This window comes from Nocardia sp. NPDC051929 (assembly GCF_044548645.1).
GTDB lineage: Bacteria > Actinomycetota > Actinomycetes > Mycobacteriales > Mycobacteriaceae > Nocardia > Nocardia sichangensis.
The window spans coordinates 95,329-121,291 of sequence record NZ_JBIUCG010000028.1 but is presented as its reverse complement, the minus strand read 5'-3'; the positions used below and the strand labels follow the sequence as shown (position 1 = coordinate 121,291).

Sequence of the window (25,963 nt, the reverse complement as noted above, 5' to 3'; positions counted from 1 at the left end):
TGACTTGGAATATGAAGTAGTGCAGCATGTTCGGCCCGCCGAGTGGGCCGGTTGTCGGCCTGATCACAGGCTCTCCAGGAAGGCCAGGAGGCTGTCGGTCGGGCGATAGATGCCCGGTGGTGTCGAAGTCGGGGTGGTCTGGTCGAGAGCGCGTTGTTTGATCGTCATATCGGCGTGGAGATAGATGCCAGTGGATCGGATGTCGGCGTGGCCGAGCCATAGCGCGATGACCGCGGTGTCGACGCCCGCGTGCAGCAGCGCCATCGCGCAGCTGTGGCGCAGGACGTGGGGATGTAGCTCGGCGGGGCGGATGCTGGGGCAGGACCGGGCGGCGGTGGTGGCGTGGCGGCGGACCAAGTGCTCGACGGCATCGGCGCTGAGCCTGCGGCCGGTGCGGGTCGGGAACAGCGGCTGATCGGCATGATCACCTCGTTCGGCGATCCAGACGCCTAGGACGCGCTGGGTGGGTGTGGTGAGCGGGACGGCCCGGTGTTTGCGGCCCTTGCCGAGACAGCGGAGATTCGCGCCGGCGCCGAGGGTGATGTCGCCGCAGTTCAGGCCGATCAGTTCCGAGACCCGCAGCCCGGTTTGGACCGCGACCAGCAGCAAGGCGTGATCGCGGCGGCCTTCCCAGCGGTCGCGGTTCGGTGCATCGAGCATGGCGTCGATCTCGGTGCGGTTCAGGAACGCGACGAGCTGTTTGTCGAACCGTTTGGGCGGGATGGCCAGCACCCGCTGGATTAGCTCGGCGTGTTCTGGGTGGCGCAGTGATGCGTAGGTGAACAGCGACCGGATCGCGGTCAGGCGCAGGTTGCGGGTGCGGGGACTGTTGCTCCGCTCGTGCTCGAGGTAGTCGAGGAACGCGGTAATGGTGCCGACGTCCAGATCGGACCAGTCCAGCTCGGCCGGCGGCTTCTTGGTTCGTTGAGAAACGAAGCCCAGCAACAGTTTCAGCGAGTCCCGATAGGAGGCGACCGTGCGCGGACTGACGTGACGGTGCTTGACGAGCCGTTCGGTGAAGAAGTTCTGCAGCGTGGCCGAGATCGTGGTCATGAGGGCCTGGCCTGGATCGAGTATTCGAGCCGCCGGGCGGCCAGACTCAGCAGCTCGGGGGCCGCCGACAGATACCAGTAGGTCGAGCGCGGGTCGCGGTGACCGAGATAGGTCGACAACGTCGGCAGTTTCGCCTCGACGTCTTCCCCGGACCGGTGCCAGCGCAACAGCGTGTTGACCGCGAACGAATGCCGCAGGTCGTGGATGCGTGGACGCCGGTCTGCGTCCGCGCCGATCTTGGTGGCGTGACACAAGTTCCGAAAAGTCTCCTGGACGCAGGGATAGACCATTCTGTTGCCGCGACGAGAGACGAAGAAACTCGCTGTCGTCGCCCTCGGGTGGTGCTCGTCGCGAATGCCGGCGTAGTCGCGCAGGGCTGCAATGGTCGAGGGCAGAACCGGAACCAGCCGGGACTTACCGAACTTCGACTCCCGGACCAGCAAAGCCTCGTCGGCCCAGTCGATGTCGGTGCAGTCCAATCGGATCGCTTCCCCGACCCGCAGCCCGGTCGCACCGAGCAGGCCCAGCATCGTGGAATGGGTCGCCGCCGGAAGTTGCCCGCGAACTCGCTGTCGCGCCTGAGTGGTCAGTGTCTCCAGGTCGGTGCGGGTGAAGATGAACGGCGGATGCCAGCGTTGTGGGAACGAGATCAACCCTGGCGGTGGAATTTCGGTGCGCGGATCCAGCCCGGCCATGTGCTGGGCGAACCGGCGAGCGATCGTCATCCGACGTGCCGGATTCGACGACGCCGCATCGACTCCGGGAGCAAACGCCCAGTCCAGCGCGGCCGCGATCGTGACTGTCGGTGCTGCGATCTCGTCGAGGTAGGCGACGAACCGCGGCAGCAGCCGATGGTGTTCGGCCAGATCATGGCCGAGCCGGTTGCGTAACTCCAGGTAGTCGGCGGCGGCCTCGGACAGTCGGCTCATCGTGGCGCTCCCGGCCATTCGGCGGCGAGGTCGCGCAGCGTAGTCAGGTCGACCTTCGCGTAGATCGCGGTCGTGGCCAGGTCCCGATGCCTTAGGACCTGGCTGATATCGACAAGAGGGACTCCGCGGCGCAGCATCTCGGTGGCCAGCGAGTGACGCAGCCGGTGGGCGCCGACGCGGGGCAGACCCGCGCGATCGCAGGCGCGGCGGGTGACGTCGCTGACCAGATCAGCGCGGATGCCGCGCAGCGGCGCCTTGCAGGTCACGAACACCGGCCGCAACGTGGTCGCCGGCCGGGCGGTCGTCAGGTAGGTGCTGACCGCTTCTCCGACGTCGAACGGCATCGGCATGGCGTCCTCCCGGGACGCTTTGCCGCGCAGAATGATCCGACCACCACGCCAATCGATGTCACCGACCTCGAGCCGGGCGACCTCGATCGACCGCAGTCCCAGCCGCGCGACCAGGGTCAGCATCGCATAGTCGCGGACCTGCACCGGATCGTCGCGGTCACAGGCATCGAGCAGCCGCTGAACCTGCGCGGCGGTGATCGACTTCGGGATGCCGGTGTCGTGCCAGCCGGCGACGGGCGGGACCGCCGAGGTCAACGAGCGTGGCAGTAGTCCGCGCAGGTAGAGGAACTTCAGCAGCGACCGTAATTCCGCGACGCGGCCTTTGATCGCACCGACGCTGACGCGTGGGCTTTCGGCGAGCAAGAACGCGACGATCTCGGTGCCGGTCAGCTCACCGATCCCGCGAGCGGATGTTTCTCTCAGGAACCGGCGGGCCAGCTTCTCGTAGCGGACGATCGTGGCAGCCGCCAGAGCGCGGTCGGTCACCAACCAGTCGCAGTACTCGGCGACGATCGAGTCCAACGGGGCGTCGCTGATCGGCGGATCCGTGAGCAGCCCTTCCGATCTCAAGAACTCTCGCAGCGGATTGAGGCTCTTTGCCGACGGCGGACGGCGCAGCGTGACGCAGCAGAACCGCCGGAATTCTTCGATCGACGCCGTCGTCAACTGCTCGACTGAGAGGTCCTGCTCGATCATCCACCGCCCCAGATCGCCGATGATCTTCAGCATGTTCCGGATCGTGCCCGGCGTGTAACGCTGCTGCTCCAGATGATCTCGGTAACCGGCGATGTAGGGGCCCATGCGGCCCGGTTTCCTGCGAGTTCCGACCATGATCACGCCTCCGTCCGACGCACTCATCCATCAGATGAAGTATCAGAGCCGACGACGGAACTATGTGGGCTGCTTCGCCGCCAAACGAGGCACTTCTGCTGCCCTTACCAGGGGATTCACGTCATGTGGCGATCGGCGCGGCATAGTCCCAGTCTCGGCATAGGTCGACGATGATCAGTTTGTAGCGGCGGATCTTCTTCAACTCCGCGTCCAACCGGCCGGCGTGGTGGGCGGTGGTCAAACGGGCGATCCAGTTGCTGGCGGTGTCGAACAGCACCGAATAGCCCGCGTGGGCGGCTTTGACGCCCAACCCGATCGCCAGGTGCGTTTTGCCGATCCCGGGCGGGCCGAGCAGGATCACGTTCTCGGCCTTCGGGACGAAGGTGCCTGTCGCCAAGTGCGCCAGCACGTCCCTGCGCAGCGACGGCAGGTGATCGAGGTTGAAGTCTTCAAGGGTCTTGACCTGGGGGAAGTGCGCGGTGCGGATCCGCATGATCGTGCCCTTGGACTCACGGTCGGCGACCTGGCGTTGCAGCAGCGCGGCCAAATACTCTTCGTGCGACCAGTTCTCGTCACGTGCTTGTGCTGCCAGCTCTTCCCAGCTGCGCCCGACGGTCGACATCTTCAGCACCCGGGTCAGGTAGGCCATCATCGACGGCAGTCCATCGGGTGGCTGGCCGACTGCGTTGGTGGCCGTCTTGGGTTTGGTCGCGGTCATCCGTGTCTCTCTTCTGTTGTCGGAACATGGAAATCGACGCCGAACAGGACGTCGTAGTCCGGCAACGCGCGCAGCGCGACCGGATGCCCATCGGAATGCCGCCGCGCTTGCTCCCGGCGGCGCCGGTCGGCGGCGAACCCGGCCCGCAGCTGCGCGGCCAGCGCCGCGTGATCAGGATCGGTGACCACCTCCTGCTTGGCCCACGATCGTTGATGCCGGGCCACGACCTGCCCATCGCACTGAACCGTGACCACGGTCGGGGAGGCGGTGACATCGACGAACCGGCCGATCAGCCGTGGATCGACGGAGTAATCGACGGTGTCGACGCGCACGTAGTAGTCGCGGGCCAGGCGGACTCGCTGACTCAATCCGACCGCTGGGCTGACCGGCGGCAACGCGATCATCGACAGGTAATCGGTCTCGAACAGATCGACCGGTCGGCCACCGATCGAACGGACTGTGCGCGTGTTGGCCCGCGTCAGCCAATCCGCGAGCTGGGTGTTGAAATCGGTGGGGTCGGTGAAGCTGCGGCCCGGCAGGAACGAGGTCTCGAGGAACCCGTTCATCCGCTCGACCATGCCCTTGTATTCCGGATCCCGGGGCGGGGCCAGCTGAATCCTCGTAGCGAGGGTCCCGGCGAACGCTGCCGCGGCCGCGGTCACCTTCCCGGTCCCACCGATCGCTGACTCCCGATCCCAGACGAGGGTCTTCGTCACTCTCCCCATCTGCGAGATCAGCTGCCACATCCCCGACAACAGATCCCCGCTCTGACGCGAGGCAGCATCACCGCCGCGGTGAACCGCGAAAACCCCAACGTCATCACCAGCACCGGAAACACACGCTCTTGGCCACGCCCGACCGGGATCCGCGGCTCGGGAAACCACAGATCACACTGCGTCACCGACCCCGGCTCATAACTCACCCGATCCACCGGGTCCACCCCGGCGTATTCCGGGCGGATCTCCCGCAACCGAATCCTCAACGGATTCAACGTGTATGGCCAGCCGATCCGCTCGGCGATCACCGACCCCGGCATCCGCGGATACTCCGCCAGCAACGCCCGGATCTGCGCCTCATACGCCTCCACCACCCGACCCCGCGGCTTGCGCTCGTACTTCGGCGGCCGATCCGACGCCAACGCCGAACGCACCGTATTCCGCGCCACCCCCAGCCGCCGCGCGATCTCCTTGATCGGCACCCCCTCCGCCCGATGCAACCGGCGGATCTCAGCCCAGTCCTCGATGGCAATCACCCCGCAAGCGTCAACCCCCACCAGGGGTCAATGTTCGGAAATCGCTGAGGGGTCAGTCTTCAGGAGTTACCGACATCGGTCCAGCGCTCGCAGTCCGGGAACCGGCAATCCGACTCCATCGACGCACGCGGCGGCGAGTAGAGCGTGCGCGCCACCCACGCCTCCACCTCGGGACGGCCGTAACGCATCCACGTCTCGGCATGACGATGGCACAACCCCTTCGACTTCGCCGCCCGGTTGCACTGACCGATCACGCAGTCCGCAACGGTCCGTCGCTTCCTGGTGGCGGAATCCTCAGCGATCGCCCATTCCTCGAGTTCGGGACTACCCTCACCCTTCCACCGCTGATAGTGGCCCTGACACAGTCGCCGGGAGGCATAACTCAGCGCGATGCCGCACGACGGGATCCGGCAGAAACCCTGCACGAAGACGCGACTGTCGGTCGGTGGATAGAACACCTCCCCGCGGAACAGTGGCTCCACCGTCTGCATCAGACGCTCCAACAACCCCGCCGCGCTATCTGTCTTCAGCGGTGCGCTCACCGTGTTCACCCTCGGTCTGTCCTTTTCGGCAACACGCCCGCCTCGATGAGGGCGTTGCGATGGTCTTCGGCGCTCAGATGCGAATACGTCGTCTGGGTGGTCTGCGAAGTCGAATGCCCCAACAACTCCGCCACGATCTCGATGCGGACCTTCGCCCGCAGCAACCGGGTCGCGTAGGTGTGGCGTGCGACGTGCGGGGTGAAGAAATCGATGCCCGACCCGGCGCGGAGCCGCCCCACCAACTTCGCGACATTGTCCTCGGTCATCGGCGCACCGATCGGCGGCCGGAACAGATTGACGAACACGTAATCGCTGTCCAGCGAACCGTATTCGACCTCCATGTACTCCGCGTAGAGATCGAACACCGCATCCGCCGCCGGCACGACCCGCGGTTTGAGCCCCTTCACGCGCGCCTCGTTGTCGTTGTCCTCACGGGCCACCACGTGCACCTCACCGGCACGCAGTTTCAGATCGTGATGCCGCAAACCCAGCGCCTCGCCCAGCCGCAGCCCCGTCTCGAACAACAACACGATCAAGAACCGGTCCCGCAACCGCCGACACGCATCCTGCACCGCGGCCTGCTGCTCGACGGTGACCGTCCTGGGAGGCGCGCGATGCACGCGGATCCGTATCGGGCTGAAGGAATCCGCGTGCGCGCCGCCACTTCGGGTGTGCGCGAGCAGCGGCACGTAACCGCCGGTGGGCCGCGGGCCCGAGAACTCTCCGAGCAGCGCGGGCACCGACACGTCACGCCGTGAATGAAACCGATAGAACGACGCCACCGCGGCCCGTTTGCGCACCAATGTCGTTCGCTCCACCGCCGAGGGTCCACCCGGTAGCACCAGTACCCCCGGCCTTCGAGCCTTCTTCGGCCGCTGTAGCCAGCTGAAGAACTCCGACAGCCGCTCCACACTCAGTTCCCGGTAGTCCCACCCACGCTGACCGAGCCAGACGAACAGATCCCGCAGATCGTAGGCGTACCCCTCCACCGTGTTCGGGGCCTTACCTCTCGCCACCAAATGCGACAGAAACTCCTCCACCGGCCACACCGGCAACCCGACCCCATCGACCACCGTGAACGAACGCCGCCCCGTATCCGACGCCCGCAACCGCTGCACCCGAAGCAGCAACCTTCACCCCTCCACCACAACGACACAACAAGACGAGGTGTCTGTGTAGCAGGAACAACCCACCAAATACAAACCGTACGGACGTTATGGACACCGGCAGACGAGGTCCGGTTAACGCTGACCCGGGGCGCACGCGTGATCGTCAGCGGCCGATTGAAGCAGCGGTCCTACCAGACCCGCGAGGGCGAGAAACGCACCGTCGTGGAGCTCGAGGTCGACGAGGTCGGTCCCTCGCTGCGCTACGCCACCGCCAAGGTCACCAAACGAAAGGCCAACCACACCAACGCAAACGATAGCAGCGATCGCTCCCGCGAGCTCGTCGGCGCGGCAACCGGCAGCCGCGGCGGTGACGACGATCCCTGGGCGACCACGAGTAGCGGATTCGGGGGAGGGTTCGGCGGCGGATTCGGCGGCGAGGAGCCCACGTTCTAGAAACGCCTCCTGCGCGATTGCACCTTCGGCCCGCTCGCGCCAGTGGCGATGCCCCGCGTGCCGGGGGGCGCGGATCGTGGCTACACCCGACACCCCGGTCGGGTGTAGCCACCACCTGTCTCATCCGCATCCGCGTGCCCCGTGGCGCTCACCGAGTGATCACGGGTCTTCTCGAATTCAGCGCGCCCGGCCCGCGGGCGCCGATCCCGTGTCGAAAGGCCGACCACCGCGTGAACGATCCCGAGAACTCGACCTACACCCGCGACCAGGGCGACTGGGAGCCGACCCGCTGGTACACCGTGCTCGGCCCCGACGGGCAGCTGTGGTGCGAGTCCAGCGACCGCGGCGAGGCCGTCGCGGCCATGCGCGCCGGTGATCGACTCATGCACACCTGGCACCGGATCTGCCGCGAGTCGCAGATGCGCGAAGAACAGCCCTGAACCGAACCCACCATCCCGACAGCGGTGGATCCACCCAAAGAGCGGGATCCTTCGCTACCTCACCGGACCAGGAGACCCCCTGATGAGCGAGCAAGTCCCTACCGAACCTCCCGCCGTCACCGCCGCGGCAGCGACGGCGGCGGCGTTGATCGCACTCGCCGAGCACGCGCCCTCGCGAGCGCGGGCCGCGATGGCCACGGCGCTCACCGAGCTGGCACCCGAGGACTGGGCGTGGCTGGGACTGCTCTACCGCGGCCACGCCCACTCACCGAATGCTGCCCTCTCCCGGGTCCTGGCCCTCGCCGCGGCCCGGCTCGGCAACCCCGACACCCGCCCTCTCGATCACTGGTCGCGCCCAGCCACCGGCGTCGAAGTCCTCGAGGTCCCGGTCGAGGTCGAGATCCGCGACTGGGTGCGCCGCCCGGTCCGCGAGGACTGCTACGACCTGCGGCTGCACGCCGAACCGAGCCCGGCCACCGAGGCGATGCGCACCACCAGCGAGGCGATCGCGGCCCGCGCCCGCCGCCGACCGGCCCGCCAACCCGGTTTCGAGACCGCCACCTCGGCGGGGACCGGTACCGGCGCGCACGCCCGATTGGTGGCCTGACCAGGGAGGGCTTTGCAGTGAGCGCCGACAACCCACGCGAGACGGCCACGATCCAGATCCGGTTCCTGCGCCACCTGCTCGACCGTCTCGACACCCTCGCCGGTGAAGCCAGCCCGTGGGAAGGGATCCGTCGCCTACGCACGGTCATCGCCCAACGCCTCACCGTCATCACCGACACCGAACCGGCCGAACCCGGAGCGGCCGACGGAGACGGCGGGCACGGTCGGCTCGCGCTGATCGTGGTCGAGTTGCACCGGCTGCGCCGCGCCGCGACCGCGGCCACGATCACCACCCACGGCGGGCACCGCCACCGTGTCCGCGTCCTGGCGGTCGGTCACCGCCACACCGTCGTCCACACCCACGGCGGCCTCGGGCTCGCTGCGGTGCTGGTGCCGCTGCGGTTCATCGAATCGGTGGTCCCGCTCGAACCCGCCGCGCGGCACTGACTTGTCCCCGCCACAACCGCCGACCGCCACACGCGAGGCCACCCACGACCACGCGCTCGCGAGACCGCACCCCTGAACCGGCTCGAACTCGCGCGCACTGTCGCCGGGCCTTCGCGCGCTGAGCGCACCGGCGCAGCGACAGACAGGAGGGCGCGATGCCCATCGACTCACCCAATTCTCCCGCGCCCGAGCACATCGCGGCCCCGCTGCTCGCCGCCCACCGTCCCGAAGTCGAATTCCTGAGCGGGATCGGCGGCAACCCCCGCATCGTCGACACCGGCGGAATCCCGATGTTCGCGTTCGTGGCCATCGAAGCCGAGGCCGGGCCGATCATCGACCCAACCGGCACCCTCTACGTCCTGATCACCAGCATCGACGCCGGACTCGCCTACCGGCGCAGCGACATCGACAGCTGGACCGTCGTCATCTACGACGCCGCAGAGTCCCACGACGAGGGAATCAGCGCCGCCGAGAACGCCACCAGCTTCACCACCGCCTGGCAACAGGCGTGGGCGGCCATCGACCGCCCCGACGACCCGCACACCTGACACCGACTCCCGGCATCCACGAAACCTGCGATCCGTCGGTACGCGAAGTTCGGTCACCGATAGCTCCAGGCCCGACATCGCGACCTGAAGCGGTGCTCGCCCGGGATTGTGTCGAAACCGGACGACGACACCGCGTTCCGCCTGCCCAACCGAGGCGGTGACCCGCGGCCTCTGTTGGCCGCGTGAGCGATCAGGGGTGGCGGTTGGTGAGGGCTGGTCGTCTGGCCGTCGGCCCCGCCTTTCTGAGTGCTACCAGGGCGTGAGCCCGCCACGCCTGCGGGCCCGCGCCCAGCCGTCACCGAATTCGCCCGGCGCGCCGCCTGTTCGGTATCCGGCGGCCCGGTGGTGTGCGCAGCGAATTCGGCGCCGACCGTTGCGGCGCGTTCCCTCCGCCGTGTCGGGCTCCCACCCTGGTCGGCCGCACTCAGGCGGGTCAGACGACCAGCCGCCCAGCCCCGTGCCGGGGTTACGTACGCGTGTGCGTGCGTCCGGCACGGGGCCGAGCTGTTTTCCACGACAGAACAGGAACCCAGTGATGACCGCAACGTTGAACGCACCCGAGACCACCGACTCTGTCACCGAGACCGTTACCGATGTCGCCGACACCGTTTCCCCGTTCGCCGCCGCGCTCGGGGAGATCGAATTCCTCCTGAACACCGATCCCGACGCCGCGCGCGAACGCTTCACCGCCGTGCTGGCCCTGGCCTCCCCGGCCGAGCGTGCATTCCTCGACCGCGCTGCCGAGATGTTGACCCGCTCCTCGTGGAAGACCGCGGCGCGTCAGCTCGGGTGGATGGCGAAGAGTCGCCCCGAACTCCGGTCGCTGATCGTCGATCACACCGCCGAGGGCGACCCGGGCCTGTATCGCCCCGAGCTCCCCCAGCAGTCCGAGACCTCGATCGAGGCGGCCGAATGGGTGCGTCGCTCCATCCGCGACCGCCGATACCGTGACCGCTACACCGCCACCCCCAGCGCGGCGACCGATGCGGCCCGCTACCAGTCCGAGAAGGTCGCCGCCCGCCGCGCTCGCATCCCCGCCCCCACCACCGCGCTGGTGAGCCTGCGCCACCGCGGACGGGACCTGGCCGTGGCCGAGCGCCGCCACCGCGAATACGCGGGCTATGCGGCGCAGCGGTTGTACGCGATCGACACCGCCGTCGACGACGACCGCACCCCGCCGGTGCCCGAACCCCGGAAGAAGGCGGGACAGGTGTGGGCGCACGTGCAGGCCGAGTTGTGGGAGCGTTCCTACTTCCTGCACGTCGCCGAGTGCTACACCGAAGCCGACCGGTACCTGCTCGCCCCCGAACTGCCCGAACGCCACATCGCGCCCCAGCGCCGTCACGCCGGGCTCGAGGACGCGGCACGGGAGTTCCTGCGCGAGCACGACCTCGAGCCCGAACCATTGTCGCGGGCGCGCGGCGCGCGTGCTCGTCGCACCCGCCCGCAGTTCCCGCCGCGGATCACCCCGGCCGACCAGTCGCGCTTCGCCGCCCGCCGCACCGGGATCCCGGTCCCCAGTGACCGTGACGAGTATCTGCCCTACAGCGAACTCGACGCCCGGGAGTCCACCTGGCAGGGCTCGGGCCTGGACTACGACCTCGCGGCGATGACCCCGTATCTGGGGTGGCCGTGCGTGGGCTGCTGGATCGACCGTCCCGCCAGCGACCGTCGCCCCTTCCACACGCGCCACGGGATCGTGGTCAGCGACGACGGGGTCTGCGATGTGTGCCGCGCCGACGGCCACCCGGGCATTCCCGCGCTGCCTGCCGGGTTCGGCATGCGGAGCTTCGTCGAATCCCGCTGCGCCTATATCGCCGCCGCTCATCCCGCCCAGGTGCGGGCGTTGCTGGATCGGGTGCGGGCCGCCGCGGCGAACACCGGACCGACCTGGCGGCTGATCACCCGGTGGATGGCGAGCAACCTCGAACAGCCCGAACGCGCACCCCGTCCCGCCTCCGCGCGACGGCCGCGCGGAGGTGGTTCCGCGCTCGGAGCCGGGCAGCGGATCGGACGCTGTGACGCCTGCGCCCGAAACAGCGTCGTGCACGCCGACAACTACTGCACCGACTGCCGCATCGACCTCGGCCTCGTACCCACCAGCCGCCGCACCGCGTCGGTCGCCTGACCCACCCCCTCGGCTCCACCCGTGTTCCCCGGTCCGCCGCGGTGTCGCCCTCCCGCGGCGGACCGGTCCACCACTCCCCGATCCGACAGGAGCACGACCGTGCACCGACTCCCTCACCGAGCACGCCGCACCCTGGCCGCGCTGCGCGCCGCGCTCGCGCCCCGCCCGACCCAGGTCCGGGTGCGGGTCTACCTCAACACCGACCCGACCGCGCTGCTGACCGGGTACCAGCCCCACACGCCAGTAGCGCTCGCCTACGAGTTCGTGCTGCGCGTCGACCCGACCACCGCCATCGACAAGGTTCTGCTCGAACGTGTCTTCGCCGCGTTCAACGATCACCCCGAACACGACGACGACCAGATCCACACCGACACCTGGTACGCCAAAGGGATGCGGGGAGTGGCAGGACTGCGGTCCCTCTCGGTCGGCGACCTCGTCGGGCTCGACGACCGCCACTACGCGTGCCGGTCCTACGGATGGACCCGCGTCCCCGCCCCACCGGCCTGACCGGTACCGCAGCGATAGTCGGTTCCCCGGTCGCGGGGTGCTCGGACCGTGCCGAGCAACAGCATCCGCAATCCGACCACCTCCGACCGGAAGGAGCACTCGCCATGACTCACCCCGCGCCGCCCACCGACCCCGCGCGCCTCACGATCACCGAGCTTCACCAGACCTTGGCCACCGGCCGGTCGGTCGTGGTGTCGATGCGCGCTGCCAGCGGCCACCGACACCTGATCGAGTGGGCGCGCCGCCACCACCTGTTCGTGCCCGTGGACCGCACCAGCGATTGGGGCAACCCGTTCGTGCTCGGACGCGACGGCAACCGCGACGATGTGCTGCTCGCTCACGCCCGACACCTCGCCGACCGGCCCGGCCTTCGGGCTCGCCTGCGTCGCGGTGAACTCGCCGCCCGCGTGCTGGGTTGCTGGTGTGCACCCAAGCCCTGCCACGGCCACACTCTCGCCGCACTGAGCCTCGATCCCGACCTCGACCCGCTCGCGGCCGTCCCCACCCGGCTCCACCGGCGGAGGTGACCGCCCGGAAGTCGGACACCCGGCAGCCGTCACCACAGTAGGAACCGGATCAACGGCTCCGGTTCCTACCTGCCCGTCCCCTGTAGTCACTGATCACCCGCACCGCTTTCAATCTGTCCCCAGCCATCCACAGCTTCGCCCTACCACCTACCGCCCGTGTCCGGTCCAGCTGGACATGGCGAGCGCCAGGACTGGTGACATGCGGTTCGCCATGTCGTTCTGGACTGTTGGTTGGCTGAATGTCCGGATCTAATTGGCGAATTCCGTGAAGCTGGATGGGCGCTAGTGCGGCTGGGGCCGTGATGTGCGCCTGGGCCGCAGCTGGCAGCCGATCACCGAGGTCGGCAGCGTGGGCTCGCCATCGAGCAAATGCGCCGCCAAGGCCGACGGATCGACAACGAACGCACATCAGCCCAGCTCATAGCTGGAACATCAATTTCTTTGGCGCTATCGAGGTCGACATCGACGCCGAACTCGCCCAGCTCGGCCCGACCGGATACAGGCCGCTGAGGGTCCGCGACACGCTCTTCTGACAAAGTTATATCGCCGACGCCAAACCGATGAGGCTCGGCTCAGGTCACGTGGATCAGTCAACGCCCTTGTCGAGGGATAAGGCGAACGGCAACGACGAAGCCGATTCCGGCTCACCCATCGAACTCGGCAGGTGGTGCGGGCTTTTGCGCCGTGATGGCGTCCATGTTCGGCGATTCTGTCAGCGAGGTTGAGAAACAGGATTCGGCCGTGTGGTCGGATGGGAAGCTGCCGACTGTGGATATCGGCAGCGGTGCGTCGCCGCAGGAGACGGGCGTATCCGCGCCGGTTCTGCCGCGGGCCATGTTCCCAGCACTGGTGACGTTGTGCCGCTGACGAAGATCGACTACACCCGGTCCCCGGTTGTCGTCTTCTGACGAAGTCTCTCATACGGGGTCTGGCCGTCGAGTCCGCCATGGGGCCGGTGATAGTTGTAATAGTCTTGCCACTCTTTGAGTTTCGCGTTGAAGATGTTGACGTCGTCGATGACCACGCCGTCGAGAAGCCGGTAGAACTCCTCGGCGTCGATCCGGTGCGAGCGCTCCACCTTCCCGTTCAAGCGCGGCGTTCCCGGCTTGATGTAGACGTGGTTGATGCCCTTGTCCAGCACGTGCCAGTGGAACCCGGACTGGAACTCCGCCCCGTTGAGTTCCTAACGGATGTCAACTCGGCGGAAGGCTCGTAGCCTTGGTTGTTGACGGGCCGGTCGGTGGAGCGCTACGCGACTCCTTGTGTCCTCGGCCCGTCCCCGCACTGGTGGTGCGGCGGGCGGCGCGGATATCGGCGGGGACGGTGTATCGGTTAGCGACGATCTGACGGCCTTGTTCGGGTGTGAGCGGGCTGCCGTCGACGTCGCGGATGACGTAGTGCTCGCTGCGGCGCCAGCAGGCGGCGATGCGGGTGAGCAGGGTCGTGGAGAGATGGCAGACCGCGGAGTTGTGGTGTTTGCCGGTCTCGGTCATGAGCCGGTGGTATTTCGCGCCAGCGAGGGATCGCTGCGCCGGGCCTGTTCGGCTGCCATGAACAGTGCTTCGCGCAGGCAGGCGTCTCCGGATTTCGTTGGCCCACCGTGTCTTCCGCTCAAGTCTGAGGAATCGAGCTTTGGCACCAGTCCACTGAAGGAACGGATCGCGGCCAGGGAATCGAAGCGGTTGGGGTCACCCAGACGTCCCAGGATCTGGGCTGCGAGATTCGGGCCGACCCCGGGCGCCGAGCAGACGATGCCGCCCGGGTCGGCCTTGTCCAGCAGTGCCGCGATACGGGTTTCGAGTTTCTTGATTTCGTCGGTGAGTTGCAAAGCCAGCCGGGCCTCGATCGCGATATCGTCGGCCAACTCCGGGAAGTCCAGTCCATCGGCCCAGAGGTCGAGCGTTTCACGGGCTGCGGCTATGAGCTGGTCGGCTTTCTTCTCGCGCGCCAGCTGCCGCGAGAATGGCGGGTGAGGAATCGTGACAGCCGGGCCCGGCCCAACCGGATGACTACGTGCGGGTCGGCGTAATGCGCGAGGAACCGCAGTGGGGTCTTGTTGGCCAGGTCCGCGCCGAGTGCCGCGTGCCAGCCTGGTCCGAGGAGTTCGAGCAGCGCATCCAATCGCGCGAGGATGCTGGTGCGGCGTTTGACCAGGTTGGAGCGCAGTTTGACCGCTCTGCGCATCGTGTCGCCGGGCCCGAGCCCGGTCGCGGTGTGCATGCCCTCGGGATGCTGAAGTGGGATCCGGGCAAGAACTTTCGAGTCCAAGCGGTCGGACTTGGTGTGTTTGCAGTAGTAGTCGCGCAGATCGGCAGATTGTTCTGGCGGCACCAGAACCACGGTGGCGCCCTGGCGGCGGAACCAGGCCGCCAACGGCACCCAGGCGTTGCGCGTGGGCTCCATGATGATGGTGATCGACGACGAATCCGCCCCGGCCAGGCAGCATCGACCACAGTCGCTGCAGGTCGCTGGTGGTGGTGCGGAACTTACGACCTGACCATAGGAATTTGCCTTGCTCATCGGCCAGGCTGGCCTGGTGCGCTGCCCGACAGGCGACATCGATACCCAGCCGCAACTTCAACGATCCAACTCCCGTCTGCTCGACGATCTCTGTCCATGTCCGGCGTGGGAAATTCCGTCGCGGGAGTCGATGCAATACCAGACATTCACCAACAGGGATCTCCGCATCACGCCTGCACAACGGCAGATGCCGAGTCGCCGGGTTCCTAACAGGACGCATCTCACCCGGCGGTGGCCCTGCAAGCCCCACGATCAACAGGCAAGGAGCACAACCCCACTCGGTCATTGAGCGGTAGCAAGCAGGCGCCGGAGCCCCGAATTCTTCACCCAGCCGGCCGTGCCGGACGAGAGCTTCGAGACCATCACCAAGTTTGAATGTCGGTCTGAATCGTTTCGACCGCGAACGGCAGCTGCGAGAGCACGTAGTCCAGGAACTGGATCGCGGTCTTCTGGTTGTTGCGCGGATAGATCTTCAAGATCCACAACCGCGTACAGTCATCGATCGCGGTGAACTGGTAGAACTTCCCGCGCCGACCAACCGGTTTCACCGCCGGGGTGCCGGGCTTGGCGGGGAGGGGTTCGACGAACTTGACGTCGATCTGCACGTGGTGGCCGGGGCGTTGCTTCTCGTATCGCTTCCAGCGGCGGTCGTGGCGCTCGTAGCGCTGGGAGGCCGGTAGCCGGCCCATATCGAGTCGTTTGAGGATGCGCCAGACGCCGGATTTGCTGAGCTTGATGTCGTGGTAGCGCTCGAGGTACACGCGGATCTTGTCCGGCCCGAAGTGGTAATGCTGGCGCAGATGGATGATCTTCTCGATGACCTCGGCGCGAGTCGCAGTCGGGCTGGTCCGCGGGCGCCGTGACCGTTCGCGCAGTCCGTCCACACCTTCGGTCTCATATCGGCGCAGCCACGTGTAGTACGTGGGACGGCTGATGCCGAAGTACCGGCAGGTCATCGCGACGTTGCCGGTGACTTCCTCGACATGACGAAGGACCGCCAGGCACCGACGCACCTCACGGTCCATGACAGGCTCGCTCACCCGAATCTCCCTACGGTTCAGAGGGTCCGAGTGTCAAGCAACTCCGTCAGTTTTATATACAGGAACGCACCGGGTATCAGTGGTACCAAGAGCAGGGGAGGTCCGTCAACCAACAGGTCGACCCGGTCGACGACGCGGTCGACGACGAGCCGGTGCCACCGGTAGCAACCGGGGTCGGGTTGTCGCTCGAGACGAACGGGGTGAGGGGGATTCCGGAGTTGCTGGCGACCGCGATTGCCGGTGCGCTCGCTGCGATGGCGAAGGGCGTGGCAATGGTGGCGATTACTTTGACGATATAGCTCACCCGATGATTCTCAGGTGTCGGCGGCGATTAAGTCAAGCCATGCCAGTGACGAATGTTTTGTCCGTTCCGGAACTAGTTGGCGAGCGTCGCGCCGCGGAGCTGTAGCTCGCCAACTGTGTCCGGACAGCAGCGTGGGATCCGTCCAGGCGTAGATGGCGAAATCCATGTCGTGGGAGTCTTCAGCACGTGTGGCCTCTGTCGCCTCGATGCGTGCTCGCCATGGCTCATTGACACCGAATGGCCATCGCTTGGCCGTGGCTCTTAAGGTCCGGGCAGGACACGTTTCACGAGGAGATCTCGGGTTGCCGGAATTGTTCGCAGCTCGAATCGGCCGGTATTCGGGTCGGCGGTAATGATTTCAGTGTTGTTGACGGCGACCCCTGCTTGCAATGGAAGGTAGCCGCGGATCTGCCAGAAGACTAGATCGCCCGCTGAGATCGCCGAAGAATCGACTCGTTGGCCGCAGGCTCTCTGCTCGGTGATTGTGGTTGGAAGCGCGACAATCACGGGTAATGGTCGAGCACCCAGTGGCTGACCGCACCACGGCGATGATCTATAAGTTGAAAGTGGAGTGCTCGCTGTGGGTGAGCGTCGCCGAGTGAGGTGTCCGCTCCGTCCTCGACGTTGCAGTGGCCGGTCACAGCCGCGGACGTTGCCTGATAGACAACGTGTCTCGTCATCTCCGCGAGGCTCAACCCAGCGTCTGCCTGGCCAGCGGTCCCCACGCCAGTAGCGACACGGCTGCTTGTCTGAGCAAGGGCCAATCTGCGGGCGCAATCAACAGCAATTCCACTATTGCGGTTCCGCGGCGGTGACATTGTCTGCGGGGGTGCGATTCTCATTGCATCGGCACAATCCCGTTCGTAACCGGTAGCCCTGTCATCGTCGAGATGATCTGCCATTGCAGCCAATGGGTTAGCAGACGGCAGCGCAGAAGGGTCTGAGTCATTGATGTCACCGGATGGAGACCAAGATTCTCCGCTTTTGGCAGCAGATTTCGTTGTCGTCTCTGGGATATCCAGGTCGGAGCCGATCACACCTTCGCATTGAGCACAAATGAAAGCTTCGGAGGTCGATGCCACGCTACCGACCAGGGTGACGATCAGGCCGCCAGCGGACAGTATGCAAAAAGCCAGCGGACCGATCACCATCAAAATGATCCGGTAACGGCCGCCGCTCAGTATCTTGAGCATGCGCCTTGTCCAGCATCAGCACAGGCACCACTCATAGGCTGAGAAGTCGGCAAGTCGGCCACCTAATGCACCCTGTCACGGCACCGACTTGCGCGTTATGGGGGAAATACCTATGGCGACTTGCTCTGGAGTCGCGTCCAGGTCTTCACGGACGGCCGTGGCCGGAGCATCAGTCGGCGACTTACGGTTGCTTGAAGCGCTTCTCGGTGCGTTGGCTGTTCCAGATCGCTCCGCGATACTCCTGCATGTCGGGTGACCATTTCCGGACGATCACCGGCCGTAGTGTGCGGTGGTGCAGGACGACGTCGCCGGCGCCGCGTCGGTTCTTGAGGCCGAACCATGTCGCCGAGCGCCAGGTTCGTTCGTCGCTGAACGGGTTGCGGTGGCGCAGTTGGCTGGGTTTGCGGTGGCCTGGTGCTTTGTCGAATGTCGTGGGCGGTGTAGCGGGCTGGCGCCAGCAGTCGGCCTCGATCCAGTGAGCGATCGCGTCCCGCTCGCCGCGGGGCTGGTAGTCGTTGTCCCGGAGTCGGCGGCGAAGCTCGGCGACGAACAGGGCGAGCTGGTGGGCGTCTCCTGCGGCGTGCTGCCGCCACCGGGGTGCCGCGATCACCGGTGAGAGCGCGATCGCTTCGGGGTAGAGGCAGGCGAAAAGCTTGGAGGCGGTGAAGGTGGAGGGCTCGGTGCCTTCCGGGATGAGCATCAGGCTGCGCTTTGTCCAGAGGTCCTGCTGCAGTCGCAGCCCGGTCGTCGGTCGCGGTTCGTTCCATCGGTGTGCGCAGATCATGAACGCGGTCAGGACCGCGTCGTAGGCTGCCGCCCAGCCGTAGCGTTGCACCAGACGCAGGTGCTGGCGCTGCGCGGCGACGATCTGCGGGCAGTGAGTAAGCGACGGGCCGGTTGCGGTGATGTCGGGCGGCCCGACCCAGTAACCATGCCGGGTGCAGACGTAGCGGTGGTGCGGAAGGACCCGCAGGACCGCTCCGCCGCGGTGGCGGGCGTCACAACGCTTGCAGCCGGGCTGCGGGGCGTGACGGAACATCGTCCAGTGCGGCTTCGGGTCACGCAGCTCCGGCAGCGCTCCCGCCAGATTCTCGCCGCGGCGACCGGTCAGGGCGGCCATTCGTTCGGCGGTGACAATTCGCCGTGTCGGCGTGGGAGCGGGGATGCTGACTCGTTTCCAGAGTTCGTCGCCGTCGATACTGTTCAATCGCGCCAGCCTCGCCAGGTAGGACGCGAGGATCTCGTGATGGGCTGGTGGAATCGTGATCGGCAGCTGTCGGGGAAGCGTCGTGGTCATTGTGCGACCCTTGCAGCGGTCGTTGCGTTCGTTCTCACGGGCGGCTGGCTGCGTTCGGCGGCGTAGTCGACGGGCACCTGGTCGAGTAGCTCGCCGGGGATCTTCTCGGTGCCGTCCTCGATTGCGAGGATCGCCGCGCCGCGGACGATCTGCGAGAGACTCCCGATCATGCCGCCACTGCGCTGGTAGAGCTGCTCGGCCAGCGCGGGTAGTGTTCCAGCGACGTGGTCGCGTAACCGCAGCGTGGATTCCAGCGCGGCGATGAGGGCTTGCCATTGGCCGCGTTGCTCAGCGGTGCCGTAGGCGAACGGTGCGGCGGGGACCACGGTGAACCGGCCCGCGATCTGACGTCCTCGAGGACCGGCGAACAACCCTTGAGCTTCGACTTCTACCCCGGCGTAGATGAACGTCGCCGGGAGCCGCTCGGCGAAGTACTTGAGCTGATCGGAGACTTCCGCGCCGGAGCGGCTGGCCAGTGAGATGTTGTGGATCTCGTCGACCAGCACGAGGTCGACGCGGACGTGGGCGGCGACCGAGCAGACGGCGTCGGTGATGTCGGTGAGGTTGGCGCGGGCAGGGAATTCCAGGCCGAGGAAGCGTGCGAACTCGACGGCAAGCATCCGTGGTGTCGCCGCCGGCGGGACAGTGACGTAAATGATCGGCAACCGCTCGCCTTGGTCGGGATAACGGCGCCGGATGGCGATTTCGTGGGCGCGGCCGAGCTGGGTGAGCGCGGTGGTCTTGCCGGTTCCCGACATGCCGCTGATCACCATCCCGCGCCGCGCCGAGATCTGGCGGCGGTTCAGTTGAACCAGCAGCCGCCCCGCCGAGATCACCTTCTGGATGGTCGGGGTGTTCACCAAGGGAAGATCAGCGTGGTAGTCCAGCAGCCGATCTGCGTGTGCCGCGCGTTGCGCGGATGGCAAGCTCAGCAGCTGCGCGGCGGTGAGCAGCGGCGGCGGTGCTGGGGTGTGCCGGACGAACCGACCCCATCCCTCGTTGGTGGTCAGCGGGCTGTCGGGCGGGACATCGGTGACGGTCTTCGCAGCCGCGGACGGGGTGTAGGCGGGCTTGCGGCGGCGGGCTGGTTTGCGGGTGCTTCTGGTCATCTCCACTTCTCGGCTTCGGCGGCGGCATCGAAGATCCCGAACGGGACCACGGTCGTCTCAACGGTCTCGGTGTGGGTGGGCTCGCTCGGTTCAGCGTCAGGTGGTGGCGGTGGTCTGTGGGTAGCGGCGGCGACGCGGCCCCGGGCCGCGGCCTTGCGGCTGGCTCGTTGGTCGGGTCGTATCGGACCGTTCTCGCTGCGGGTCAACAGGTCGTCGAGGGCGCGGGCGATGTTGGTTTCGTCGGTGTCGTCGGCGCCGCGCTCGGCGACCAGGCGGCGGGCTTCGCGCCAGGTGAAGTCGGCGAAGGGGCCGGTCACCATCGGCTTGTGTGTCCATTCGGCGGTGACCCATCCGCCCGGGGTGCGGACGAACACCTGTGACAGGTCGTAAGGGTCGTAGTGCACCTCCCAGAGGTTCTTGCGTGCCGTGACCCCGGAAGGCTGGCGGCGGTGCGATTCCAATGCCTTGGCGTCGTAGGTTCGGTAGTCGATGCGGATGCCGTAGTCGTTGATCGCTCGCCAGGTCACCGGCAGCAGTTCGAGATAGTCCTCTCCGGTCAAGGTCACCGGCAGATATCCCGCGGCCGCGACCATCGCCGCATAAGCCTCGTTCGGCGACAACGCCCGTCGCGGGAAGTCCGGATCCCGCAGGCTGTCGTGTGGGCGGGACTGCCAGCCCGCGATCACCCACTCATCCAGCAGGCCCTGCAACTCCGGGACAGTCCAGGCCGCATGGTCATCGACGCGTTCGCCTCTGCGGCTGGTGTTGGACCCGGTGTAGCCGGGCAAGTGCTGACACCACAGGGTGTTGATCGATCCGAACGTCGCCTCGACGATCGCCTTGTCGGTCGGTGTGCGCTTGCGTGCCCGCTGAACCGAGATCCCCAGCCGCTCGCAGGCCCGGGTGAACGTCTCGGAGATGAACACCCGCCCGCCGTCGATCGTGATCGTGTCCGGGACGATCACCGGCTTCGCCGCCGCCCGCGCCATCCGCTCATCCACCGACACCAGCCGAGCGTGGGGCAACCGTGACGCCGACATCGCCAGCGACGCCGCCCATCCCGGCCGCATCGGCTCAGGGATCAACATTCTCGCCAGCAGCAGCGCCGCGTCCACCGCCTTCGTGCCGACCGGCCGCAGCACCGCGGCGCAGATCGTGCGCGTGGCGACATCGACCGCGATCGTCAAATCCGCCCGCGCCACCACCCCCGGCTCCAACACCACCATCACATCCAATGGCGTCGAGTCGATTTGGACCTGCTCACCAGGGCGCGCCGCCAGCGTCGGCGTGAACGGCCGCGCCGGACGGTTCGCGGTCTGCCGCCGCGTGACCGCTGAACCGAAACTGTGCCGCCCCGCAGCCAACGCCTCGACCAACGCGTAGAAGGTGCTGCGCCCCGGCATCGGAACCACACCAGGACCGTGGACATCCTCGAGCGCCTTGCTCACCCGCCGAATCACCCGCGACCGCGTGCCCGTCGAGACCTCGGTCTGTGCGTCCAACTCCTGGCGCACCGCCGCGACAACACGCTCATCGACCCGCCCCAACGGTGTCGACTCCCGCAGCGCCCGTCGGTCGACCAAACCCCACAACCCCTGCTCGGCATAGCGTGCGCGCATCCGTTGCAGTGTGCGCAACCCGACCGGCCGCCCCGCCGCGGTCAGCTCCTCGACCTTGGCGCGGAATCGGTCGGTCTGGGTTCTGCTCGCCGGATCGTATTCGGGCCTAACCTTTCCGTCGGGCCCGGCGCCGAGGGTGGCCTCCAGGATGTGGCCTTCCCACTCCTTGGCGGCGGTGAGAACATCCGCGGGCAGCGTGTCCAGCAGTCCCAACGGAGTCATCTCCGGTGGCGCCGCGCCGTCGACTACCCCGAAATCCGGTGCGGCCATCAAATGCGATGCCAGCACCACCATGTGCTCGCCGTCGGCCGAGCGCAGCCGCACCGACGTTCCCGCGATCGCGACAACCTGATGCTCGACCCCATCGAAATGCACCCAGTCACCCGGCCGTAACACCGAACGCCACTGCCCCATCAGCGCTGCGCCCGCACCGGCGTCACCGCGCGCAACGACCGCGACAGATCCGCGGTCAACTGGTGGTGCCAGATGAGATGGAACAACACCGGCAGCACCGCGATCGGATCACCCACCACTTGCGCGCCGTCCATCAGCGCGGCCGGCTCCGCGAACGCCGCCCGTAACCGCTGCGCCACGCCAGTGCGCAAATACCGGGTATGCCGATAACCGGCCAGCCACCGCAGGTTCGCTGTGAACACCGGATCCGGCATCCCGAGTAGCCGATACTCCCACCCGACCAAATCACATGCCCGCCGCGTCATCTCGAACGCCGCCAGATCCCGCGGCCCACGCCGGTTCTCCGGACGGCAGTCCACCACGATCGCGGAGCCGTCCGCGCGGCGAGCGAAGTAGTCCGGCGCGTGACACCTCACCCCGCGCCCGCCGCTCGCCGACCACAACAGCCACAACGGCTGTGACGCGATCGCGACCACCGTCGGGTCGAAGTCCAGCGCCATCAACTGATCACGCTCCAACCACGACTCGAACCCGACATGCCGACCGTCGGTCGCCGACCACCAACTGCCCGACAGATGCCGCTGGCCGCGGTACGAGGCAAATCGCCTCACCGGCGCCGCGGCCTCGAGACGTAGCGCCCACGCATCAGCCAACCCGACCCGGACCTCACCGCCGCCCACCGGCACATAGGCCAGTTCGAAATCCGCCGCCGACTCAGGCGCACCGCCCTCGACCGCGCTCAACACCGCCACCACGGCAGCTGATTCTGCTGGCCCGCAGAATCTCCCGAGCAGCAACCGCCGCCGACGTCCGAACTCCGCCAGACGCTGCGGCGAGTCGCGGCCCGACTCGCCGCAATCAGCCCACCGACCTCACCGCGCTCCCCACCCCCTCGTAAGCTCCCACACGCCAACTACCCCCGGACAACGCCACCCACGCGCCAACTACACCTGGACTGTGCCAACTACACCTGTACAGGACAGCCCGCATTCATCCACACCTTCCCCTCCTCATTCACATTTTTCGTTAAGCAGACCTCTCGAAGGGCTTGATCTACGCGTGGGAGCGCCAAGGGCGGACTCCCTCAGCCGAGACACTCGAGGCATTCTTGAACGGCCTCGAAGTCCCTCAGTGGCGAAGACCCAAGTACGCCGCGCTGGCACAGCCGCTGCTCAACCAGCTCAACTGGGACATGTCGCCGGTCGTCACTCCGGACGATCAGCTCGGCTTGGACCGCAACCTCGACCCCGCCTGCTACCACGACGACGCCTTCGACCTGTATGCCGCCAACGAGCCACTGCTTGCTCGATTCCCCGGGCTCGTCGCGCCCGTCCCCGATGCCACGGTGCGGCCGAACTTGCTCGAGTGGGTGGTCCGCGATCCTGCCGCGAAGAAGGTGATCAGGAACTGGGAGGAGCGGGCCACCGTCATGGCCAACGCCTTCCTCGTTGTCGCGCCCGGCCGGATCCCCGAGCGACGCATCCAGCAGATCATCACCTCCTGCGAGCAAGCACCCGAATGGCCGGAAATCTCCAGGATCCGCGCCACCGACGAGCACGTCCTCAACCAACGGATCTATCTCTGGGACCCGGAGACCGAGTGCTACGAGAACCGCATCATCACCGCCTACACCTTCAAATACCCCCCGCGTCCGTACAACGTGCTCGTCCTGCAGGCAACAGTGCGGCAGAGCTGACCCGCGCCGGGCCGCCTCGAATGCAATCACGCCCATACCACGGCGGCGGCGTCGACGACTGCGGCGGCAGGTTCGACACGTCGGTCATGAGTGTCGCCTGCGCCGGGTGATGCGGCGCGATTGCGCTCTCAAATGCTCGGCGTCGTTCGCGCGGACCAACACCCACCGCCACCCTTCGGCCTCGGCAGACTGGTGGCGAGCCGGGCGCAGCTGCCATTCGGTGATCGCGGTGTGGTCGACCTCGATCGCGACATGCGCGCGGGAGTACGTTCCTTCCAGGAAGTACTGGACCGCAGCGAGCACGGTGTGTTGGTGGCAGACCACCACAACCGTCTCGCCGGGATGCCGCCCCGCGATCAACTCCAACTCCCGCCCCACCCGTGGTGCCCACTGCCCCCACGGCTGCCCACCTTCACCACCCGACATCGCGGGGTCGACCGGCTTCCCGTGCGCCGGCCCGATCGGAGTCGTCTCTACCGCCAGCCCCAGCAGCTCGGCCACGATCGTGGCGGTCTGCCCCGCCCGGCGCACGCCGGTGCTGTACACGCGGCTGACTTGCAGGCTCGATTGCTCGGCGGCCAACCGCTCCGCCAGCCTCGCGGCTTGGCTTCTGCCCGTCGCGCTTAGTCCACGCTCGGTCTCTTCGCCCTCGGCGATTCCGACGGCGTAGGTCTCACCGTGGGCGCAGCGAATAAGCAGCAGCCGTACTCCGGCACGCGCACCCCCGTCGCATCGGTCCACCAATCCGCCACCTACCCGACAATCTCGAAGCTTCGGACGTCCCGCCCACCTCCCAACCATCGCCCGCGTCGAACACGCGCCGCCAACAACACGGCGTTGTACAACAGCCTGTTGTACCGCCGCGCCAGCCACCACATTCGCTGCAGTCGAAGGCCAGCTGCAATGGCGGCTCGGCCGCAGTTCGGTGACCGTTAGTTATCGATCAGCGTGCCTGTCTCGACGGCCGATCACGCGGTATGCAATCATTTCGCACATATGTTCGATAGCTCGCAGTTGGAGGGCAGTCAACGGTCCGACGGCACCACAGCCGCAGCACCGCTGACCGACCTCCCACGTACCGAGCAACTCGCGCTCCTGCGCGCCCGCATGGACGCCATCCACGGCCGAGTCGGCGCCCGCGAAGCCCCACCGATGCCCACCACCGCACCAGCGAACACCCTGCCGATCCCCGGGGCACTGGGTGAGGCGCTGCCCGCCGGTGGCCTACCGCGCGGATCGCTGATCGCTTGCACCGGACGCCTCGGCCCTCTCCTCGGATTGCTCGCCGCGGCCACCGCCGCCGGGGAATGGACCGCCGTCCTCGGCTGCCCGCGGCTGGGGTTGCTCGCCGTCGCGGAGATGGGCGGAAACCTGTCCCGCCTGGCCCACATCTCCAACCCGGGTGACGACCCCCTCGATGTCGCCGCCATCCTCCTCGACGGCCTTCCCCTCGTCGTACTCGACCACCCCACCACCCCGGCCGCCACCCGCACACGAGCGGTCCTCGCCCGGCTTCGCAGCCATGACGCCATCCTGGTCACCACCCACACCGGCTGGGCCCGCCCCGACCTGGAAATCCACAGCGAACTTCTCGAGTGCGAGGGGATCGGCCGCGGACGCGGACGGCTGCGATCGATGACCTACACGATCCAGGTTTCCGGCCGCACAGCGCGCCGCCCCCGCAGCACCTCACTACGACTGGGCGCTGCCGGGACGCAGCGATCGTGCTGGACCCGCCGACCAGCCGACCCCCACACCGCTACTACCGCGATCAGCCGGACGGGGTGACCATGAACGAATCCGGATCATCCCACCACGCCAGCACCAGAATGCTCACCCCTCCACGCAGGGTCCTCGTCGACCCCCGGCGAATATGGGTACCTCCAACTCGCAGTCCCGCCCGAACGGTGCCGTTCACTCTCGGAGAGAAAGCCGCCGCCCTGGATCTACGCATGGGCGAGACATGGATTCCCGCGCTCGGCTACCGGTGGGCACGCCTGCGGTTCGGGACTGAGCCCGTATGGTTTCTCGAAGTCGAACTCGAACTCCGGTCGGTCAACGGCCACGTCGCACTCACCGTCCGACAATGGGTGCCCTGGGACTCCGTCAAGCCGGCGTGAGTAACCAACCCCGTTCGCTCGTGACTAGATCGCGTCCGCACATTCTCCTGCCACGTCGCGTGCGATCGAGGTTAGCCGAGTATCAGGGTCGCCCTGATGACATCGTGCCCGCAGTCGCAACGCGCGCACAGCGCCCCGGAATGAGTGGCACTGGAGCTAGGCTTGCTCTGTGGAACATGCGATCGCCGCCTCACCACGATCCGTACAGCTC

At 67.0% G+C, this 25,963-nt stretch carries 26 protein-coding genes and 5 pseudogenes; 12 read left to right on the top strand and 19 right to left on the bottom strand.

The features are described from left to right. Positions 1–63 precede the first annotated feature (63 nt). The 7 genes and pseudogenes from ACIHAX_RS32315 to ACIHAX_RS32285 form a co-directional block, all read right to left on the bottom strand. Positions 64–1,053 (bottom strand): tyrosine-type recombinase/integrase, encoded by a 990-nt coding sequence (locus tag ACIHAX_RS32315; protein WP_397281396.1) that lies wholly within the window; start codon positions 1,051–1,053, stop codon positions 64–66. Continuing rightward, positions 1,050–1,982 carry a tyrosine-type recombinase/integrase gene (locus ACIHAX_RS32310; RefSeq protein ID WP_397281394.1) on the bottom strand — a complete coding sequence of 311 codons (933 nt, stop codon included), beginning with the start codon at positions 1,980–1,982 and terminating at the stop codon, positions 1,050–1,052. Before ACIHAX_RS32310 ends, ACIHAX_RS32315 begins: the two co-directional genes overlap by 4 nt. Continuing rightward, on the bottom strand, positions 1,979–3,190 hold the full coding sequence (locus tag ACIHAX_RS32305) for a tyrosine-type recombinase/integrase (protein WP_397281392.1): 1,212 nt from the start codon (positions 3,188–3,190) through the stop codon (positions 1,979–1,981). The genes ACIHAX_RS32310 and ACIHAX_RS32305 overlap by 4 nt, the downstream gene beginning before the upstream one ends. A gap of 136 nt (positions 3,191–3,326) precedes the next feature. After that, positions 3,327–3,815: pseudogene (locus ACIHAX_RS32300) on the bottom strand (ATP-binding protein); the annotation flags it as partial. 62 nt (positions 3,816–3,877) lie between these two features. Continuing rightward, positions 3,878–5,133, bottom strand: a pseudogene (gene istA / locus ACIHAX_RS32295) (IS21 family transposase). A 59-nt stretch (positions 5,134–5,192) separates the two neighbouring features. Beyond that, positions 5,193–5,675, bottom strand: a complete 483-nt coding sequence (locus tag ACIHAX_RS32290) for a hypothetical protein (RefSeq protein WP_364434461.1) — start codon at positions 5,673–5,675, stop codon at positions 5,193–5,195. Positions 5,676–5,680: 5 nt separating this feature from the next. Then, positions 5,681–6,805 carry a tyrosine-type recombinase/integrase gene (locus ACIHAX_RS32285; RefSeq protein ID WP_364434458.1) on the bottom strand — a complete coding sequence of 375 codons (1,125 nt, stop codon included), beginning with the start codon at positions 6,803–6,805 and terminating at the stop codon, positions 5,681–5,683. 111 nt (positions 6,806–6,916) lie between these two features. On the opposite strand from ACIHAX_RS32285, the pseudogene ACIHAX_RS32280 reads away from it, so the two are divergent. The 9 genes and pseudogenes from ACIHAX_RS32280 to ACIHAX_RS32240 all read left to right on the top strand — a co-directional run. Then, positions 6,917–7,237, top strand: a pseudogene (locus ACIHAX_RS32280) (single-stranded DNA-binding protein); the annotation flags it as partial. Between the two features lie 230 nt (positions 7,238–7,467). Then, positions 7,468–7,677: a hypothetical protein gene (locus ACIHAX_RS32275; protein ID WP_043736961.1), complete on the top strand. Its 210-nt coding sequence runs from the start codon at positions 7,468–7,470 to the stop codon at positions 7,675–7,677. A gap of 82 nt (positions 7,678–7,759) precedes the next feature. Further along, on the top strand, positions 7,760–8,284 hold the full coding sequence (locus tag ACIHAX_RS32270) for a hypothetical protein (protein ID WP_364434451.1): 525 nt from the start codon (positions 7,760–7,762) through the stop codon (positions 8,282–8,284). Positions 8,285–8,301: 17 nt separating this feature from the next. Beyond that, the gene (locus ACIHAX_RS32265; protein WP_364434448.1) at positions 8,302–8,730 is read left to right on the top strand and encodes a hypothetical protein; all 429 of its coding nucleotides are present in this window, start codon (positions 8,302–8,304) and stop codon (positions 8,728–8,730) included. 155 nt (positions 8,731–8,885) lie between these two features. Next, complete coding sequence (locus tag ACIHAX_RS32260) at positions 8,886–9,278, top strand: hypothetical protein (RefSeq protein ID WP_364434445.1); 393 nt, start codon at positions 8,886–8,888, stop codon at positions 9,276–9,278. Between the two features lie 535 nt (positions 9,279–9,813). Continuing rightward, positions 9,814–11,406: a hypothetical protein gene (locus ACIHAX_RS32255; RefSeq protein WP_364434442.1), complete on the top strand. Its 1,593-nt coding sequence runs from the start codon at positions 9,814–9,816 to the stop codon at positions 11,404–11,406. 99 nt (positions 11,407–11,505) lie between these two features. After that, entirely contained in the window at positions 11,506–11,913 is a 408-nt protein-coding gene (locus tag ACIHAX_RS32250; protein ID WP_364434439.1) for a hypothetical protein, read from the top strand. 104 nt (positions 11,914–12,017) lie between these two features. Then, a complete protein-coding gene (locus ACIHAX_RS32245; protein ID WP_157227663.1) occupies positions 12,018–12,440 on the top strand; it encodes a DUF4326 domain-containing protein in 423 nt (140 codons plus the stop codon). A 351-nt stretch (positions 12,441–12,791) separates the two neighbouring features. After that, positions 12,792–12,973 (top strand): annotated as a pseudogene (locus ACIHAX_RS32240) (hypothetical protein); the annotation flags it as partial. Between the two features lie 344 nt (positions 12,974–13,317). Here the strand turns inward: ACIHAX_RS32240 and ACIHAX_RS32235 are convergent. The 11 genes and pseudogenes from ACIHAX_RS32235 to ACIHAX_RS32185 form a co-directional block, all read right to left on the bottom strand. Beyond that, a pseudogene (locus tag ACIHAX_RS32235) lies at positions 13,318–13,617 on the bottom strand (integrase core domain-containing protein); the annotation flags it as partial. 16 nt (positions 13,618–13,633) lie between these two features. After that, positions 13,634–13,933 carry a hypothetical protein gene (locus ACIHAX_RS32230; protein ID WP_364434435.1) on the bottom strand — a complete coding sequence of 100 codons (300 nt, stop codon included), beginning with the start codon at positions 13,931–13,933 and terminating at the stop codon, positions 13,634–13,636. After that, positions 13,930–14,304: an IS110 family transposase gene (locus ACIHAX_RS32225; protein WP_364434432.1), complete on the bottom strand. Its 375-nt coding sequence runs from the start codon at positions 14,302–14,304 to the stop codon at positions 13,930–13,932. Before ACIHAX_RS32225 ends, ACIHAX_RS32230 begins: the two co-directional genes overlap by 4 nt. 53 nt (positions 14,305–14,357) lie before the next feature. After that, positions 14,358–14,843 (bottom strand): transposase, encoded by a 486-nt coding sequence (locus ACIHAX_RS32220; protein ID WP_364434429.1) that lies wholly within the window; start codon positions 14,841–14,843, stop codon positions 14,358–14,360. A 479-nt stretch (positions 14,844–15,322) separates the two neighbouring features. After that, a complete protein-coding gene (locus ACIHAX_RS32215; RefSeq protein WP_397281386.1) occupies positions 15,323–16,000 on the bottom strand; it encodes a helix-turn-helix domain-containing protein in 678 nt (225 codons plus the stop codon). 76 nt (positions 16,001–16,076) lie between these two features. Then, the gene (locus ACIHAX_RS32210; protein WP_364434419.1) at positions 16,077–16,304 is read right to left on the bottom strand and encodes a hypothetical protein; all 228 of its coding nucleotides are present in this window, start codon (positions 16,302–16,304) and stop codon (positions 16,077–16,079) included. Between the two features lie 503 nt (positions 16,305–16,807). Next, positions 16,808–17,497: a hypothetical protein gene (locus ACIHAX_RS32205; RefSeq protein WP_364434416.1), complete on the bottom strand. Its 690-nt coding sequence runs from the start codon at positions 17,495–17,497 to the stop codon at positions 16,808–16,810. Between the two features lie 181 nt (positions 17,498–17,678). Further along, positions 17,679–18,794, bottom strand: coding sequence for a hypothetical protein (locus ACIHAX_RS32200; protein ID WP_364434413.1), 1,116 nt, complete (start codon positions 18,792–18,794; stop codon positions 17,679–17,681). Next, a complete protein-coding gene (locus ACIHAX_RS32195) occupies positions 18,791–19,903 on the bottom strand; it encodes an ATP-binding protein (RefSeq protein ID WP_364434410.1) in 1,113 nt (370 codons plus the stop codon). The genes ACIHAX_RS32200 and ACIHAX_RS32195 overlap by 4 nt, the downstream gene beginning before the upstream one ends. After that, entirely contained in the window at positions 19,900–21,897 is a 1,998-nt protein-coding gene (locus tag ACIHAX_RS32190) for a Mu transposase C-terminal domain-containing protein (protein ID WP_364434407.1), read from the bottom strand. Before ACIHAX_RS32190 ends, ACIHAX_RS32195 begins: the two co-directional genes overlap by 4 nt. 38 nt (positions 21,898–21,935) lie before the next feature. Next, entirely contained in the window at positions 21,936–22,691 is a 756-nt protein-coding gene (locus tag ACIHAX_RS32185) for a TnsA-like heteromeric transposase endonuclease subunit (protein WP_364434404.1), read from the bottom strand. 353 nt (positions 22,692–23,044) lie between these two features. On the opposite strand from ACIHAX_RS32185, the gene ACIHAX_RS32180 reads away from it, so the two are divergent. Continuing rightward, positions 23,045–23,632, top strand: a complete 588-nt coding sequence (locus tag ACIHAX_RS32180; protein ID WP_364434401.1) for a hypothetical protein — start codon at positions 23,045–23,047, stop codon at positions 23,630–23,632. Positions 23,633–23,716: 84 nt separating this feature from the next. Here the strand turns inward: ACIHAX_RS32180 and ACIHAX_RS32175 are convergent, their stop codons facing one another. After that, positions 23,717–24,373 carry a histidine phosphatase family protein gene (locus tag ACIHAX_RS32175; protein WP_364434398.1) on the bottom strand — a complete coding sequence of 219 codons (657 nt, stop codon included), beginning with the start codon at positions 24,371–24,373 and terminating at the stop codon, positions 23,717–23,719. 255 nt (positions 24,374–24,628) lie between these two features. Between ACIHAX_RS32175 and ACIHAX_RS32170 the strand changes: the two genes are divergently transcribed. Both ACIHAX_RS32170 and ACIHAX_RS32165 read left to right on the top strand, forming a co-directional pair. Next, positions 24,629–25,420: a hypothetical protein gene (locus ACIHAX_RS32170; RefSeq protein ID WP_233066772.1), complete on the top strand. Its 792-nt coding sequence runs from the start codon at positions 24,629–24,631 to the stop codon at positions 25,418–25,420. 164 nt (positions 25,421–25,584) lie between these two features. Next, positions 25,585–25,752, top strand: coding sequence for a hypothetical protein (locus ACIHAX_RS32165; protein ID WP_157227969.1), 168 nt, complete (start codon positions 25,585–25,587; stop codon positions 25,750–25,752). Positions 25,753–25,963 lie beyond the last annotated feature (211 nt).